The 16,260-nt window shown below is 49.2% G+C and carries 13 protein-coding genes; 8 read left to right on the forward strand and 5 right to left on the reverse strand.

Annotation, left to right across the window (positions count from 1 at the left end):
* Positions 1-33: 33 nt before the first annotated feature.
* The gene (locus ACFS7Z_RS18195; protein ID WP_377487598.1) at positions 34-1,371 is read right to left on the reverse strand and encodes a c-type cytochrome; all 1,338 of its coding nucleotides are present in this window, start codon (positions 1,369-1,371) and stop codon (positions 34-36) included.
* A 573-nt stretch (positions 1,372-1,944) separates the two neighbouring features.
* Between ACFS7Z_RS18195 and rpsF the strand changes: the two genes are divergently transcribed.
* The 7 genes from rpsF to ACFS7Z_RS18230 all read left to right on the forward strand — a co-directional run bounded on the left by rpsF (position 1,945) and on the right by ACFS7Z_RS18230 (position 10,340).
* A complete protein-coding gene (gene rpsF, locus ACFS7Z_RS18200) occupies positions 1,945-2,313 on the forward strand; it encodes a 30S ribosomal protein S6 (protein ID WP_377487600.1) in 369 nt (122 codons plus the stop codon).
* Complete coding sequence (gene rpsR / locus ACFS7Z_RS18205; protein WP_377487602.1) at positions 2,313-2,564, forward strand: 30S ribosomal protein S18; 252 nt, start codon at positions 2,313-2,315, stop codon at positions 2,562-2,564. Before rpsF ends, rpsR begins: the two co-directional genes overlap by 1 nt.
* 12 nt (positions 2,565-2,576) lie before the next feature.
* Complete coding sequence (gene rplI, locus ACFS7Z_RS18210) at positions 2,577-3,020, forward strand: 50S ribosomal protein L9 (protein WP_377487604.1); 444 nt, start codon at positions 2,577-2,579, stop codon at positions 3,018-3,020.
* 200 nt (positions 3,021-3,220) lie between these two features.
* Complete coding sequence (locus ACFS7Z_RS18215; protein WP_377487606.1) at positions 3,221-4,201, forward strand: GSCFA domain-containing protein; 981 nt, start codon at positions 3,221-3,223, stop codon at positions 4,199-4,201.
* Between the two features lie 72 nt (positions 4,202-4,273).
* Positions 4,274-4,624, forward strand: a complete 351-nt coding sequence (locus ACFS7Z_RS18220) for a hypothetical protein (RefSeq protein ID WP_377487608.1) — start codon at positions 4,274-4,276, stop codon at positions 4,622-4,624.
* A gap of 102 nt (positions 4,625-4,726) precedes the next feature.
* The gene (locus ACFS7Z_RS18225; RefSeq protein WP_377487610.1) at positions 4,727-6,790 is read left to right on the forward strand and encodes a thioredoxin domain-containing protein; all 2,064 of its coding nucleotides are present in this window, start codon (positions 4,727-4,729) and stop codon (positions 6,788-6,790) included.
* Between the two features lie 253 nt (positions 6,791-7,043).
* Positions 7,044-10,340: an amidohydrolase family protein gene (locus tag ACFS7Z_RS18230; RefSeq protein ID WP_377487612.1), complete on the forward strand. Its 3,297-nt coding sequence runs from the start codon at positions 7,044-7,046 to the stop codon at positions 10,338-10,340.
* Between the two features lie 232 nt (positions 10,341-10,572).
* On the opposite strand, the gene ACFS7Z_RS18235 is transcribed toward ACFS7Z_RS18230, so the two are convergent.
* Positions 10,573-11,733, reverse strand: a complete 1,161-nt coding sequence (locus ACFS7Z_RS18235; RefSeq protein WP_377487614.1) for an MFS transporter — start codon at positions 11,731-11,733, stop codon at positions 10,573-10,575.
* A 153-nt stretch (positions 11,734-11,886) separates the two neighbouring features.
* The gene (locus ACFS7Z_RS18240) at positions 11,887-13,077 is read right to left on the reverse strand and encodes a serine hydrolase domain-containing protein (protein WP_377487616.1); all 1,191 of its coding nucleotides are present in this window, start codon (positions 13,075-13,077) and stop codon (positions 11,887-11,889) included.
* 243 nt (positions 13,078-13,320) lie between these two features.
* Here ACFS7Z_RS18240 and ACFS7Z_RS18245 point away from each other — a divergent pair, with 243 nt between their 5' ends.
* Positions 13,321-13,917 carry a DsbA family oxidoreductase gene (locus ACFS7Z_RS18245; protein WP_377487618.1) on the forward strand — a complete coding sequence of 199 codons (597 nt, stop codon included), beginning with the start codon at positions 13,321-13,323 and terminating at the stop codon, positions 13,915-13,917.
* A gap of 222 nt (positions 13,918-14,139) precedes the next feature.
* Here ACFS7Z_RS18245 and ACFS7Z_RS18250 read toward each other — a convergent pair whose 3' ends face one another.
* Both ACFS7Z_RS18250 and ACFS7Z_RS18255 read right to left on the reverse strand, forming a co-directional pair.
* Positions 14,140-14,949 carry a tellurite resistance TerB family protein gene (locus tag ACFS7Z_RS18250; RefSeq protein WP_377487620.1) on the reverse strand — a complete coding sequence of 270 codons (810 nt, stop codon included), beginning with the start codon at positions 14,947-14,949 and terminating at the stop codon, positions 14,140-14,142.
* Positions 14,950-15,010: 61 nt separating this feature from the next.
* Positions 15,011-15,958, reverse strand: coding sequence for an NAD(P)-dependent alcohol dehydrogenase (locus tag ACFS7Z_RS18255; RefSeq protein WP_377487622.1), 948 nt, complete (start codon positions 15,956-15,958; stop codon positions 15,011-15,013).
* Between the last annotated feature and the right edge of the window lie 302 nt (positions 15,959-16,260).

Below are 16,260 nucleotides of genomic sequence, written 5' to 3' on the forward strand. Positions count from 1 at the left end.
AGAAAACTCGAATCTGTATTGAAATAGAAAATATTAATAGTGACACTTGGAGCACTCTGTACCACCGGCTGATGATACTGTAAAAGCACCTTTAGACGATGCCTCGTGCAGTTCTACAAGTCTGTCGTAATAGCCGTTGCCATCTGTGTTAAGAGGAGTTTCACGGTGGCAATCGATACACCAGCCCATGGTTAGTGGAGAATACTGGTAAACCACTTCCATTTCCTGGATAGGGCCGTGGCATGTCTGGCACTCAATGCCACCCACCTGCGTATGCTGTGCGTGGTTAAAGTATGCCAGGTCAGGCAGGTTGTGGATACGAATCCACTCTATCGGCCTGTTCTTCTCCAGAGCCGTGTAGATTTTCTGTATTTCAGGAGACTGGGTCGCTATCTGGCTATGGCAGTTCATACAGATGTTAGCTGAAGGAATACTGGCACTCTTGCTCTTATAAACAGTGGTGTGGCAGTAATTACAGTTTATCTGGTGTTCGCCGGCGTGCAGCTTATGCGAGAAAGCGATTGGCTGACGTGGCTGATACCCCTGCTGTATACCGATACCCATCACGCTGTCAATAGAAAGGTCTATAAGCACAACCACGAAAATGAGCACCACCAGCGTGCGAACAGCTTTCGACTTGTATATCTTAGAGAAGTCAAACCGCTGGTTCACGATCTCCTGATCGTACTCATTCAGTTTGCGGTTAGAGTTCAGGTAGTTCTTGAGGAGCGAAGTAATCAGCAACAAGGTTACCACCAGCACAATCAGCACTACTATCAGCACCACCAGGATAATATCCAGGTAACCGCCTATTGCGCCAATTGCATCCGTACCAACTCCCTGCCCCGGGGCTTGGCTCACATCTGAGCCAACCGTTGTAGGCACAGCAGCAACCTCTGCCTCGGCAGAAGCGATGTAAGTAAGAATAGCGGTGATTTCTTCGTCGGTAAAATTGAACGAAGGCATCGCCTGCTTGTTGTACTCGTTGTAGACTGCTACTGCCTCCGGATCGCCTGCCTGAATCAATGCCTGCGAGTTTTTAATCCAGCGAATCAACCAGTCATGGCTTCTTCTCTCGTTTATACCGGCAAGGCCAGGACCAACAATTACATCGGAACCGGCAGAGTGACAAACGGCACAATTGTTTTTGAAGAGGGCATCTCCTGCACTAACTATGGCGTCATCATCGACAGGCAAACCACCTGTGGCAGCAGCAGCTGTAGCCCCATCTGCGGCACCAGGCACTACCCCTTTTTGTGAAACTTCTGCTTGCTCGCTGGATCCCTGTGCGTACGCACCATAGGACACCATCAAAGCCATCAGAAAGACAAGGAAAACTTTGATTTTTGTTTTAACTATACAGCTAATCATAGCCAAGATCTCTTGAGTGAGTGTTTAGTTGTGGTAAAATTGCTTTACGGCCACAAATCTACTATGCGAATTCCATTAATCAAACAGAATAAGTTTATTATTTGGCCTTAGAAGAACCCCTTGTTGACATTACATCTACTGTTCAATATTATGCCCTCTCTGATGTTATGAAAGGCTTTTTATTTAGAATTATTATAAATAGAACATTACAATACTCCTTTTGCCCCCTATCGGAATTCTTATATTTATTCTTCTCTTCTTTTAAACAAATTACACCTGCACATGTTTTGATCTAGAGGCAGAACAATACAATTCAACATTATTTATTTGTATATGTACAAACATATACCTGTAACTCTCCCAAACTTCTGTTGCTTGCAAGAGGTTGAACTTATCTGAGTTGAATCTATAAGGGCTTTCGTACTATACGATGCCTTCGTAGACAAGGCGTTACACTTTCTAATATATCAGTACTAATCTCTGTCACATCAGTATAATTATTATCCCAAGGGCTTGCTTCAAAGATATTTAACCCTTACCTTTGCAGGCTAAAATTAAAATCATATCGAACCGATGGAATTGAAAAATTACGAAACGGTCTTCATCCTGACGCCTCTGTTGAACGATGCGCAGATGCAAGAAACGGTCGAGAAGTTCAGACAGGTGCTTAAGGAAAATGGCGCCGACATTATTCACGAAGAGAACTGGGGTCTTCGTAAGCTTGCTTACCCAATCCAGAAGAAATCTACAGGTTTCTACCACCTCGTTGAATTCAAGGCACCAGGCACTGTGGTGGATGCACTTGAGCTGACTTACCGCCGTGATGAAAAAGTTGTTCGTTTCTTAACTACTGCCCTTGATAAGCATGCTGTGACTTACAACGAGCGCAGAAGAAACGGTGAATTCAAATCTCAAGGAAAAAAAGAGGAGGTTAAAGCATAATGAGCTTAGTTAACGAAAGAGTACACAAGCAAGAGAACCGGGAGAAATACTGCCGATTCAAGAAAAGCGGTATCAAGTATATCGACTATAAGGATGGTAACTTCCTTCTGAAATTTGTGAACGAGCAGGGCAAGATTCTTCCGAGAAGACTGACAGGTACAAGCCTGAAGTTCCAGCGCAAAGTATCGCAGGCAGTTGCCAGAGCAAGACACCTTGCGATTTTGCCTTATGTTGGAGATTCTTTAAAATAAGGGGGGAACAAGATGGAAGTAATACTTAAAGACGACGTAAAAAACCTGGGCTACAAGAACGACACCGTTACTGTAAAGCCAGGTTATGGCCGTAACTACCTTATCCCACAGGGGCTGGCAGTTATCGCTGATAAATCAAACAAGAAAGTTGTAGCGGAGAACATCCGTCAGGCTGCTCACAAAGCTGATAAAATTAAGAATGATGCACAGGAAGTTGCGAACAGCATCGGTGACACTACTCTTGAGATTCCAGCTAAAGTAGGTGAGACTGGCAGAATTTTCGGTTCAGTTACTACGCTTCAGATATCTGATGCTTTAAAAGCAAAAGGTATCGAGGTAGATCGTAAGCGTATCTCTTTCGACCAGGATGTGAAGTCAGCCGGCGAATATACTGCTACAATCAACCTGCACAAAGAAGTGAAGCACCAGGTTAAATTCAACGTGGTTGCTGAATAAGCACAACGAAAATAAGCTAAAAAAGCGTCCTGCCCCACAAAGGCAGGACGCTTTTTTTATGGCTGTTTTCCCGGGTCCAACCACCCCTGCCCCTCCTTGGACAAGGAGGGGCAGGGGTGGTTGGACCCGGATATGCAGAAAATGCATTGTACTTTCGTATAAAGAACAGACTCTACTTCACCTACAAGGCTAATAAAACGATGTTCCGGACAGAAATACAGGTACCTCAGACTGATATACTCCTTTCGCTTCAGGACAAGGTGCTGACCATTGGCTCCTGCTTTGCAGAGGTCATTGGCACCAGGCTAAAGCAGAACAAGGTGGATGTGCTGGTGAACCCGTTCGGAACCATTTTCAATCCGCTGTCAGTTTGCCTTTTGTTACAGGCCGCTGCCGGAAGTCCTTATAACTTTGAAGAGCACCTGGTGGAGCAGAACGGCATCTGGTACGCCTACGATCTCCACTCCTCTCTCTCCTCTCCTGACAAGCAAAAGCTGCTGCAACAGATTGAGGAGCGCGTGCAGCAAACAGGAAAACACCTGCAGCAGGCGTCACTCCTTATAATAACATTGGGTACCGCCGTGGCTTACAGGCTGCACGGAAGAGGCAAAGTAGTTGCAAACTGCCATAAGCTGCCGGCAAAAAACTTTGAGCGGGTGCTGCTGCATACGGAAGGGATAAAGCAGGTCTTTGAGCAAATCATTCCGCTGCTCAGGCAAACAAATCCTAAGTTAAAGGTTCTGCTAACGGTGAGCCCGGTCAGGCATGTTAAAGAGACGCTCTCCATGAACAGCGTGAGCAAAGCTACGCTGCGGGTACTGTGCCATCAGCTAGAGGAAGCGCATCATAACGTGGGGTACTTTCCCGCCTACGAGATCATGATGGACGACCTGCGCGACTACCGCTTCTACAAGCAGGACATGCTGCACCCCACAGAGGTAGCCGAGGATTACATCTGGCAGAAGTTTGTAGCAGCCTATTATGACATAACCTTCCAGCAATTTCTGGAAACGTGGCAGAAACTACAGCGGGCGGTGGCACACAGGCCCTTTCACCAGGAGTCGGAGGCACACCAGGCTTTCCTGCGTAGCACACTGCAAAAGCTGTCAGAACTGGAGGGGAAGTATGGCATTGAGACATCCTCGGAAGAGCAGGTACTACGTGAACAGTTGCTGCAGTAAATTTGGCGTCACATGTGCAAAACCAACGCTAGTGGCAGGCAGTATATAGGAAACTACCTACACCTTTAGCCTATGAGAACGCTATACATTACCTTCTTGCTTCTTTTGGCAACGCTGTTTAATGCCAATGCACAAACATCAACCAAAGACCTGGGCATCTTTCTGGGAAAGTTGCAAAAGTACGTAGCGACACATAACATATATGACAAGCCGAGCATGCCTATAGCAAAGCCTGATGGCCCTCCCGCCAACATGCCCTCTCCTGATGTATCCGGCTATATGGTAGATCCTGTAACCGGGCTGCGCTACTATTCGAAATTTGATAAAATTGTAGACCCGGTTACGAGATACTCCTTTCATATAGGCACCGGTAAAATAGTTTTGGAACCAATAAAAGAAAAGGATACCGCCTCAAACAAATAATAGGAGCACCTGCTTTAAAGATGATGTTCCTTTAGAAATCAAACCCATACACAACCCGCTATCACATCCCTGAGCAGTACTGCAGAAACTACTCCTACAACTATGGCAGAAGACAAGAAAGCAAACCGACTCCTGAACGAAAGCAGCCCTTACCTGCTACAGCACGCTTATAACCCTGTTGACTGGTACCCCTGGGGTGAAGAGGCGCTGCAGAAAGCAAAGCAGGAGGATAAACCGATTATCGTAAGCATTGGCTACGCCGCCTGCCACTGGTGCCACGTCATGGAGCATCAGTCGTTTGAGCAGGAGGATATTGCAAAAGTGATGAACGAGCACTTCGTGTGCATTAAGGTAGACAGGGAAGAACGCCCCGACGTGGATGCGGTATACATGGACGCCTTACATGCCATGGGCCTGCAGGGCGGCTGGCCACTCAACGTCTTCCTGAATTCGGACGCCAAGCCATTTTACGGCGGCACTTACTTTCCACCACAGCAGTGGGTAGGCCTGCTGCAGAACGTGGCAGAGGCATACCAGAAGAGCCGGCAGGAGCTGGATAAATCTGCTGACCAGTTCGTGGAGCATCTCAACCGGAGCGAGCTGGATAAGTATGGCCTGCGGGAGAGCAATTTTCATGTGCGCGAAGAGGATTTTAAGCTGATGGGCTACAACTTCAGCACCCGCTTTGATAGAAAGCTGGGCGGTTTGGGCCAGGCGCCTAAATTCCCGATGCCTACTAACTACCTATTTCTGCTGCGCTACTACCACCATACTTCTGACCAGTCTATTCTAAACCAACTACACCTGACGCTGCGCGAGATGGCCTACGGCGGCATATACGATCAGGTGGGCGGCGGCTTTGCCCGCTATTCCGTGGATGCCGAGTGGCTGGTGCCGCACTTCGAGAAGATGCTGTACGACAACGGGCAACTGGTAACGCTTTACTCTGAAGCTTACCAGGCCACTCGTGAAACACTGTACCATGAGGTGGTGTATGAAACCATTGCTTTTGTGGAGCGGGAGATGATGAGCCCGGAAGGCGGCTTCTACTCCTCGCTGGATGCCGACAGTGAAGGCGAGGAAGGCAAGTTCTATACCTTCACTAAAAATGAGTTACAGGAGATATTAGGTGATGAAGAGCCACTCTTCTCAAAATACTATAAGGCCACGGCTGCAGGAAACTTTGAGCACGGGCTCAACATTCTGCACCGCCGCAAGAGCGATGAGGAGTTTGCCCAAAAACAGGAGCTGGAGCTGGAGGTGCTGCAGGACATGGTGCAGAATTGGAAGCGCAGGATAATGGAAGTAAGGGCCACACGTGTTCGCCCGGGGCTGGATGATAAAATCCTGACTTCCTGGAATGCGCTGATGCTGAAAGGGCTGGCTGATGCTTATTATGTGTTTGGCAATGAGCACTTCCTGAACCTAGCGCTGCGCAATGCTAGTTTCCTGCTCCAGAACCTGAAGAAAGGCGACAGGCTGTTCCACAACTACAAAGAAGGCAAAGCTACCATAGATGGTTTCCTGGAGGATTACGCTTACCTTATCCGCGCCTTCACCAGGTTATATGAGGTCACGTTTGAGGAACAGTGGTTGCAGGAAGCGAAGCGATTAACAGACTATACGCTGGAGCATTTCTTTGATGAAAAAGAGGGCATGTTCTTCTTCACCGACCAAAGCTCAGAGAAACTCATTGCAAGAAAAAAAGAGATCATCGACAACGTAACGCCCGCCTCCAACTCAGTAATGGCCACCAACCTGCACTTCCTGGGGCTATACTTTGATGAAGAGCGCTACTCCAGCCTTTCAAATGACATGCTGGCCAGGGTAAAAGATTTGCTGATAAAAGAGCCCTCGCACCTGAGCAACTGGGCATCACTCTACTACCACAAGCTTACGCCAACGGCAGAGGTGGCCATAGCAGGAGAAGACACAGCTAAAATGCGGAGCGAACTCAGCGCATTTTACCTCCCCAACATGATTCTGCTGGGCAGCAACAACGGGCAAAGCAGCCTGAATTTGTTAGAAGATAAAGTAGCCATAAACAACAAAACCACCATCTACGTCTGCTACAACAAAACCTGCCAGTTGCCGGTGCACGATGCCGCCTCCGCACTAGAACAGTTGCAGGGCATGCAGCAGAATACGAAGTTTCCGCCGCTATAAGTTCAGCCTCCGCCTTTGCTGCGTCTTTTGACCAGCCGCCGTTGTTGGTGAAAACACACAACAACGGCGGCTGGGTACACTTCTTGAATAGAAAAGCCTCACCTGCCCCACCAGCAGTGAGGCTTTTTTGCTATATCCTGAACTTGTACCGCTTTTCACGTGTCCTATACCCATCCGGCACAGGTAGAGCACTATTTTTTCTGCGGCCAAACCGCTAAATTTGATAATCTAACCTAACACATTCAACCTACACATGAATAAACGTACTTATCTGAGTATGTTTCTGGCAGCAGCGCTGGCCCTCCCTATCGGCGCGGCACATGCCCAGGACAAAAAAGAAGAAGAGAAATGGAAAGTGGAAGAAAACCACGGTCCGCAGAAAGAAGTCACCGTCACCACCAACGAAGGCACCTGGATGAGCGTGGACGTGAGCCCAGACGGCAAAGAGATTATCTTCGACATGCTCGGTGATATCTACAGCATGCCTATCAATGGTGGCAAGGCGAAACTCATAAGAAGCGGCCGTGCCTATGAAGTGCAGCCTCGCTTCAGCCCGAATGGCCAGTATATCTCCTTCACCTCGGATGCAGGCGGTGGTGACAACATCTGGATTATGAAGCGCGATGGCTCTGAAGCCAAGCAAATAACCAACGAAAGTTTTCGCTTGCTTAACAACGCTGTCTGGACACCGGACGGAGAGTATATCGTGGCACGTAAGCACTTCACCAACACCCGCTCACTGGGTGCCGGCGAAATGTGGATGTACCATAGAAGCGGCGGTGCCGGTGTGCAGCTGACAAAGCGCAAAAACGACCAGCAGGACGCCGGGGAGCCCTTCGTGTCACCTGACGGGAAGTACGTGTACTTCTCCGAAGATATGAGTGGTGGCTCTAACTTTGAGTACAACAAAGACCCGAACGGTCAGATTTATGTCATTCGTCGCGTAGACCGTAACACAGGAGAGATTGAGAATGTGGTGACTGGTAACGGTGGCTCAGTGCGCCCTGTTATTTCCCGCGATGGAAAGCAGATTGCTTTTGTGCGTCGCGTACGTACCAAGTCAGTCCTCTTTGTACATGACCTGAAAACAGGTGAGGAATGGCCGGTTTATGACAAGCTAAGCCATGACCAGCAGGAAGCCTGGGCGATCTTCGGTGCTTACCCTTACTTCTCCTGGACACCAGACAACAAGCACATCGTGTTCTGGGCTGATGGTAAAATCAATAAAGTAGATGTAGCCACCAAGCAGGTAAGCAACATACCTTTTGAGGCCACCGCTACGCACCAAATTACGGATGCCGTGCGATACGACCACAGCAAGACTGGTGTATCGCCAAAGCAGTTTGAAGCAAAGGCAATTCGTCACGCCGAGACCTCCCCTGATGGAAAGACATTGGTTTTCAACGCAGCTGGGTATATCTACAAAAAAGAACTGCCAAACGGAAAGCCGGAGCGCATCACCAAAGGACAGGATTTCGAGTTTTATCCTTCCTTCTCTCCTGATGGTAAGTCTATTGTGTACGCTACCTGGAACGACGACAACTTCAGCGGCTTGTACAAACTGGATATCCGCAAGAAAAACGCGAAGCCAACAAAGCTGACAACAGAGAAAGGTTTTTATACGGAGCCTAAATTCTCTCCCAGCGGTAAGTTCATTGTGTACACCCGTGAAGGCGGCAACAACCACCAGGGCTATGTGCACAGCAAAGAGAAAGGCATTTACTATATACCTGCCGACGGAGGAAAAGCGGTATTAGTGCAGGAGAAGGGTGCCTCCGCACAGTTTAACGCCACTTCGGACCGTATTTTCTTTACAGCGCGTGAAGGCGACAAGTATGCTTTCAAGAGCGTGGACCTGAACGGCAAAGAGGAGCAGACGCATTATACCTCCAAGTATACCGACCAATTCTACCCAAGCCCGGACAACAAGTGGATAGGCTTCGTGGAATTGTTCAACGGTTACGTAGCTCCTTTCTCCACAAATGGCAACGGCCTTGACCTTACTGCTGATACGAAGGCTGTACCTGTTGCCCGCTTTACCCGCGACGCCGGTACCAGCATCCACTGGTCTGCCGATAGCAAGAAAATCAATTGGGTGCTGGGCGATGAATATTTCTCCAACGACCTGAAAGACCGCTTCACCTTTGTACCTGGTGCTCCGGATAAACTGCCTGCCATCGACACAACTGGCACCAAAATTGGCCTGGTGCTGAACACAGATATTCCGGAAGGCAAAGTTGCCTTCACCAATGCCCGCATCATTACCATGAAAGGCGATGAAGTGATTGAAGGTGGCACCATAGTAGTAGACGGCAACCGCATTGTGGCGGTTGGTAAGAACGTAAGCGTGCCAAAGGACGCCAAAGTGATTGATGCCAACGGCAAAACAATTATGCCGGGCATCGTGGACGTGCACGCGCACCTGGGTACTTTCCGTTTAGGTATGAGTCCGCAGAAGCAGTGGTCTTACTATGCTAACTTGGCCTACGGTGTGACCACAACCCATGACCCTTCTTCTACTACGGAGATGGTGTTCAGCCAGTCTGAAGCTGTGAAGGCTGGTGCCATGATTGGCCCGCGCATCTACTCTACCGGTACGATTCTGTATGGTGCCGACGGTAACTTTAAGGCTGTCATCAACAGCATAGACGATGCCCGCTCACACCTGCGCCGCCTGAAGGCCGTGGGAGGTTTTTCTGTAAAGAGCTACAACCAGCCACGCCGTGAGCAGCGCCAGCAGGTAATCCAGGCTGCCCGCGAACTGGATATGAGCGTGTACCCGGAGGGTGGTTCTACCTTCTTCCATAACATGACGATGATTCTGGACGGCCACTCTGGTGTGGAGCACAACATTCCGGTAGCGCCGCTTTATAAAGATGTGATTGAGGTTTGGAAAGCTTCTCAGTCTGGTTACACCCCTACTTTGATTGTGAATTATGGTGCGGTGAATGGTGAATACTACTGGTACCAGAATACCAACGTGTGGGAAAAAGACCGTCTGTTGAAGTTTACGCCACGCTCCGTTATCGATGGCCGCGCCCGTTTCGTGACGCAGGTGCCGGATGAGGAGTACAAGAACGGCTACTTCAAAACTTCAGAAGCCTGTAAAGTATTAACAGATAACGGCGTGAAAGTGAACCTGGGCGCACACGGACAGCTGCAGGGCTTAGGCGCACACTGGGAACTGTGGATGCTGCAGCAGGGCGGCATGACGAACCATGAGGCACTTCGTGCAGCTACTATGAATGGTGCTGAATACATTGGCATGAGCAAGGAAATCGGCTCGCTGGAGGCAGGCAAACTAGCTGACCTGATTGTACTGGATGCTAACCCACTGGAAAATATCCAGAACTCAGAGCACGTGAAGTACACAATGGTGAATGGCCGCCTGTATGATGCCGCTACCATGGCTGAAACCGGCAACTACGACAAAAAACCGGGTAAATTCTGGTGGGAAAATGACCGTTACGCCACCGCTTTCTACTGGCACGAAGGCACCTCTACCCGCTTCGAAGGCATCGCCGGAGAGCATTGCACCTGCCGTCATTAAGAAGTATAAAGTTTGATAAAACAAAAACAGCCACCTCATTTGGGGTGGCTGTTTTTGTTTTAAGAGATGTTCTCTATGTTTGATTTTCGCCGCTGTTGTGTGTTTTCACCAACAGCTTTTTTGGACTTCAAACCTCGCAGCGTGCACAGTTTGCGAGCGTTTGAATACTATGTAGTTGGCAAGACACTCACAGGTCTGGAAGACGCTGTGAGGTCTTCGCTAATTCCGGCTCCTACTCTATTGTTTTCGATTTTGTAGCAACTGCAGCCACAGCCAGTCCCATGGCGGCGATAACAGTAAAAGAAATCCGCAGGCTGGTAGAGCCAGCTATAAAACCGATGAGCGGTGGCCCTAACAGGAAACCGAAGAAGCCGATGGTAGACACAGCAGCCAAAGCCACTCCCGGAGACATGACTTTTGATTTTCCAGCGGCACTATAAACCAAGGGCACTACAGCCGAAACACCCGCACCAACAAAAAGGAATCCAAGGATGGCGGTATATAAGTGAGGTAGCAGCACAGCAATCAGCAGTCCGGAAGCGGTTAGTAAACCACTTGCCTGTAAGATGCGCTGCATCCCGAAGCGGCGCGTAAACCAGTCTGCCACAAAGCGGGTGCCAGCCATGGTGCACATAAAGGCAGTATAGCCTGCGCCAATCCACGCTCCTTCTGCCCCTATCACCTTCTTAAAGTACACACCGCTCCAGTCGAACATGGCACCCTCGCAAATCATGGCAAAAAAGCAGATGACACCCAGGTCAATCAGGGACTTGTCTGGCATGACAAAGACAGGCTTATCAGTATCACTGTTCACATCCCCGCGCAGCACAAACCGCGAGGCTACTGCAATGGCCACATAAGAAAGAAACATGATCAGTAGGAAGTGGTGAAATGGGGCCACTCCTTGTCCAATCATCAACGTACCAATGGCTGCACCTGTAAACCCAGCTAGGCTCCACATTCCATGAAAAGAAGCCATGATGGATTTTTGATACAAATCCTCCACGCCCACTCCCTGTGTGTTAACAGAAATATTCATCAGGTTTCCGGCAAAGCCGAACACAAACAAGGCCATTACCAATTGTACTGTGCTCTCTGAATAGCCAATGGCTACGAGGGTCGTGCTATACAATATACCCGAAAAGATGAGGATACTGCGGCTCCCGACTTTCGCAATTGCCCAGCCTGCCACTGGCAGCGAAAGCAGCAGCCCCACCGGCAGCGCCAGCAGCACACCACCCAACTCTGCTTCTGATAAGCCCATCTGCTGTTGAATGGTAGGGATGCGGGAGCCCCAACTGGCAAAGGAAATTCCCTGCAGAAAATAAAAGCATCCCACCGCAACACGGTACACAAGTTTTGAGTGGCGTTGAGCAGGTGAAGAAGTAAGCATAATATAATCTTTAATCGAATTTATTTTTATCAGCTGTCACGACAAGGCAGTGAGCGTTGCATGAGAATGTCCCCTTCTAAGGGGGACAACACTGAACTAGTGAGGTTTAAACTATCACAAAATAACTTTTACGATGAACGAACAATGGATAACTTATTTCACCGCCTCCAGCACACGCTTAAACAGCTCGTCCTGGTTGCCATTGTGCCAGCGCCACACAATCACAATATCATGTTCCGGGTCCACCCAGATGGTATTCTGGCCTGCGCCCAGGGCTGCGTAGCTGGTAGTGGGAGCACTTGGCCAGGCTTTTCCCTCGGTGTTCAGCCACCACAGGTAGCCATAATCCGGCCCAACAGTGCCTCGGCTGGTTGTCGCTTCCTTTACCCACGCCTCCGACACCAGTTGTTTATCTTCCCAGCGGCCGTTGCGCAGAAACAGGTATCCAAAGCGTGCTTCATCGCGGGTGTTAATCCAGAGGCCGCCACCCCAACGGGTACCCCCGCTTACTGAAGGCATCTCCTTGCCATTTATCATCACCTTAGAATTATGGTAAGGTACCCAGCGCCAGGTATCAGAGGCATCAATGGGGTCCATAATCTCGTCCTCCAATACCTCAGGCAGGGGCTTCTCCCACACGCGCAGGAGTGATAGCGCAAAACGGTTGATGCGCACATCGTTGTATTCGTAGAAGGTGCCCGGCTCCTGCAACTCACGCGGCTTGCGCTCTCCCCTGCCATACTCTGCAGTTCCTACAAAGTCGCTGTTCTTACCCCAGAGTTCTCCTTCCCACTCGGTGGTCTGGCGGGCATGCTGCTCCCAGGTTACTCTCCGGTTCTGCTCCGACTCATAGCCACCGTCCTTCACATACTTCGCTACAGGGTCGTATATACTTTCTATCATACCTTTATCTATGGTAATGCCGAGTATAGTAGAGAGAAAGCTTTTTGCTACGCTATAGGTCGGGTCGGGTTGTTTGGTATCGCCCCATTCTGCCACAATGTAACCATCCTTCAGGACGATACCATTTGTTTCAGCTCTGTCAGCTGGCAGTGGCCCAAGCATCTTTCCAAATATTTCCTCCTGAGTGGAAAAGTCCTTTGGCATCTGCTCTGTTTCCTGCGTCTTAGCCCACTCCACAGCAGCCTGCAGCTTCGCCGCATCCAAGCCTACCTCTTCCGGGTCACGGTGCTCCCAATCGTCGCCGTCTCCGGGGTAATAGAAGTCTGCTGTAGCTTTTGGAGTTGGTTGTGCCGTGGTATTCGTACTATTTGCCTGTTGTGGCTGCTGGCACGATAAAACGCTTGCTGCCAAAAACAGCGACAGGATAGAATTCCGAAACATAGTTAGGTGAAATTTAATATTCTTGTTCTGTTTAAAAAGTAGTGTACGTTTTCTTTGTACAAACATAGGAAAACAATTTCTTAACTGAGCAGTACAAAATGGAGCGACATACGAATCGCAACACAAGACACATGGCATTGGTGTTCTATATAATGAGGCGTAGCTACTTAGAATATTGTCATCAGAACCATTCTGTTCACCTCACTATATCCTGTATGAATAACAACCTATAAGACTTGTAACATGCTTCAGATAAAAGTATACTCCGACTACGTTTGCCCCTACTGCTTCTTCGGAGAAGTGGTGCTGGAACGGGCGCTCCAGGGGATAGAGAACAAAGTGGAGATAGAATGGATGCCATTTGAACTTCGGCCATACCCTACACCCACACTTAAACCGGAAGAAAACTACCTGCAAACAACCTGGAAAAATTCCGTTTATCCTATGGCCGAGCAACTGGATATTCCCATGGTGCTGCCCAAGGTGTCGCCCCAGCCTTACACACACCATGCTTTTGAAGGTTACCAGTACGCCAGGGAGAAAGGCCTCGGCAATGCTTACAGCCACCGTATGTTCACTGCATTTTTTCAGGAAGAGCAGGATTTAGGTGACTTAGATGTACTGGCAAACCTGGCGGAAGAAGTAGGCCTGGATGCCAGTGAGTTTAAATCAGCAGTAGAATCAGGTAAGTATAAGGAGGCGCACCTGATGGCGCTGCGCCATGCCTACGAAGAGGTGGGCGTATCAGCGGTCCCTACTTTTATTATCGGAAACAAAAAAGTACGCGGGCTGCTGCGCGAAAAAGATCTTCGCCGGTTAATACAACAGGAGTTGGAATAAACTGCAACTCCTTTTACAAGAGGCAATGCGTCCTAATGAAGCATTTTTTGTCATTTCGAAGGCAGTGAGAAATCTGATACATTGCGGGGTTATTAAATACTACAGATTTTTCACTGCCTTCGGAATGACACTTTGGTAATAGCAAAATAGCACTGACTGTAAAGCTATTTATTCCTTCAGCAATAATACTCTTTCCAAAGACATCATATCCTATACTGATGCTTACCAGCCTGAGCCACCGCGTCTGCCACCGAGTATACCTCCAAGCAGGCCTCCTAAACCACTGGACCTTCTCATGTTGCCGTAGCCTCTCCGGCCATTCAGCCCTCCCAGAATGGAGATGATAGAGCCAAGTCCGCCTCCGCTGCGGTACATGCCCCCTCCCATTCCACCGCCCATCATACCGCCACCTAAGAGCCCGCCGAGCAGGCCACCGCCCATTCCGCCCATCATACCCCCGCCATAACGGCTGCGGCGGCCTCCGCTCAGGAGTTTTGCTATAACCAACGGCGCGGCTATACCTATAATGCCCTGCACCATTTGCGGTGAGATACCTGCATTCTTGAACATATCGCCAAAGCCGTTTTTGTTCAGGAACGACTGTGACGTAGGGTCTTCTCCGTGCTTCTGTGCCTCGTCGGCCTTGTTTACATATTGTTCCAGAATGCTGTACTGCTTCTGGTTCACATCAAGGTAATCGGCCATCCGCTGTATCTCCTTTTGCTCTTCCGGGGAATAATGTCCGTCGGCCTTGGCAAAGCTGATGATATCGGTGATGAAGGAAAAGCGCAACTGACTGCCCTTCAGCACATCTAGGCACCGCTGCACATTAATCTGCGACGGGTTTTGAGCTATTTGTACTACCTCCTGCTGTACATTCTCCGGAAGCTCGGCTGCCTCGCTCATCAGGCTTAAAAACTCCAGTTCCTCGTCTGTTGTATTCCCGTCTGCCGACGCCATGGTGGCCAAAGCACCGAAGTAAGCGCCTTTTTCCTCCATCGTATAATCTTTTAACAATTTAGTCTGTTCCATCTGTAGTTTTAGGTTTTATATAGTGTATGCGTTCTTCTAATTATTTTTCCCAGGATTGCTCCTACTCCACCACCAGCACAATTTTACCGGCGGCATGTCCTTCTTCGCTATAGCGGTGCGCCTCTGCTGCCTCACGCAACGGAAACTCCATATCGATCACTGGTTTCACTTTTCCGGCCTCAATCCAGGCTCGGATCAGCTCCAGGTCCTCTCCTTTCTCATCCGCAACTAATGTTCTTAGCTTCTTATCAGAGAAAACTGACAAAGCAAATCCAATGGCTAAATCTGTCGGGTTGGGCACCGTGGTAACATAGCGGCCACCACTGCAGAGGCTGTCTTTGCTGCTCATGTACGTGCTCTTGGCCACGGCATCGAAGATGATGTTGTAGCAGTTTTTAACTTCCGTAAAGTCCATCTCTGTATAATCTACCACCCGATCTGCGCCAAGGCTCTTCACCAGTTCGATGTGATCGGTGCTGCAAACACCTGTTACCTCGCCTGCTCCCAACGCTTTAGCAATCTGCACTGCAAAAGACCCGACACCACTGGAGGCGCCGTTTATCAGCACCTTCTCTCCCGGTGCCAATTCCCCTTTGTCGCGCAGCGCCTGCAGAGCGGTGAGGGCAGTAAGCGGCACCGCAGCCGCCTGTACGTAATTCAGGTTCTCCGGCATCAGCACGGCCGCTTTGCTTGAAATAACGGCATATTCTGCAGCTGCACCTCCCAGCCCCGTATCCAGCATTCCAAACACGCGGTCTCCGGGCTTGAAGTTGGTTATGTTTTGCCCTACCGCTACTACCTCGCCAGCTATGTCGTGCCCTGGTATCTTCGGAAAAGTTAAACCGGACACCGGCAGCAGATGCCCAGAGCGGACTTTCCAGTCTACAGGATTTACACTGGAGGCATGTACCCGCACCAGCAGGTGGTCATCCTTTACCTCCGGTTTCGGCTGTTCTCCATACTGCAAAACCTCAGCGTCGCCATACTTTTCATAATAAACTGCTTTCATACGTTCTCGGGTGTCTGTTCAAACTCTGCTTTACGGTCAGCAGACTTGTGTGTTCTGGATGTTTTACCATAGTCAAGGTGGAAGTACAAAATAGAGAAAAACCATTAACTAGAATAGCTGAAGGTACCTGGCTTAACTCACAGAAGAACAAACTCCTTTTCCATAAAAAGAACAGCCTCGATTCCTTGTCATCCTGAAAGGAACTTGTGAGTTACTTGCAGGTAATCAACAAAATCCTTTCAGGATGACAGAAGAGGATAAAGTCAGCAGCTTTTATAAACGCAAAAGAGCCGGGTAAAATA

Source organism: Pontibacter toksunensis, from assembly GCF_042686245.1.
In the GTDB taxonomy this organism is placed as follows: domain Bacteria; phylum Bacteroidota; class Bacteroidia; order Cytophagales; family Hymenobacteraceae; genus Pontibacter; species Pontibacter toksunensis.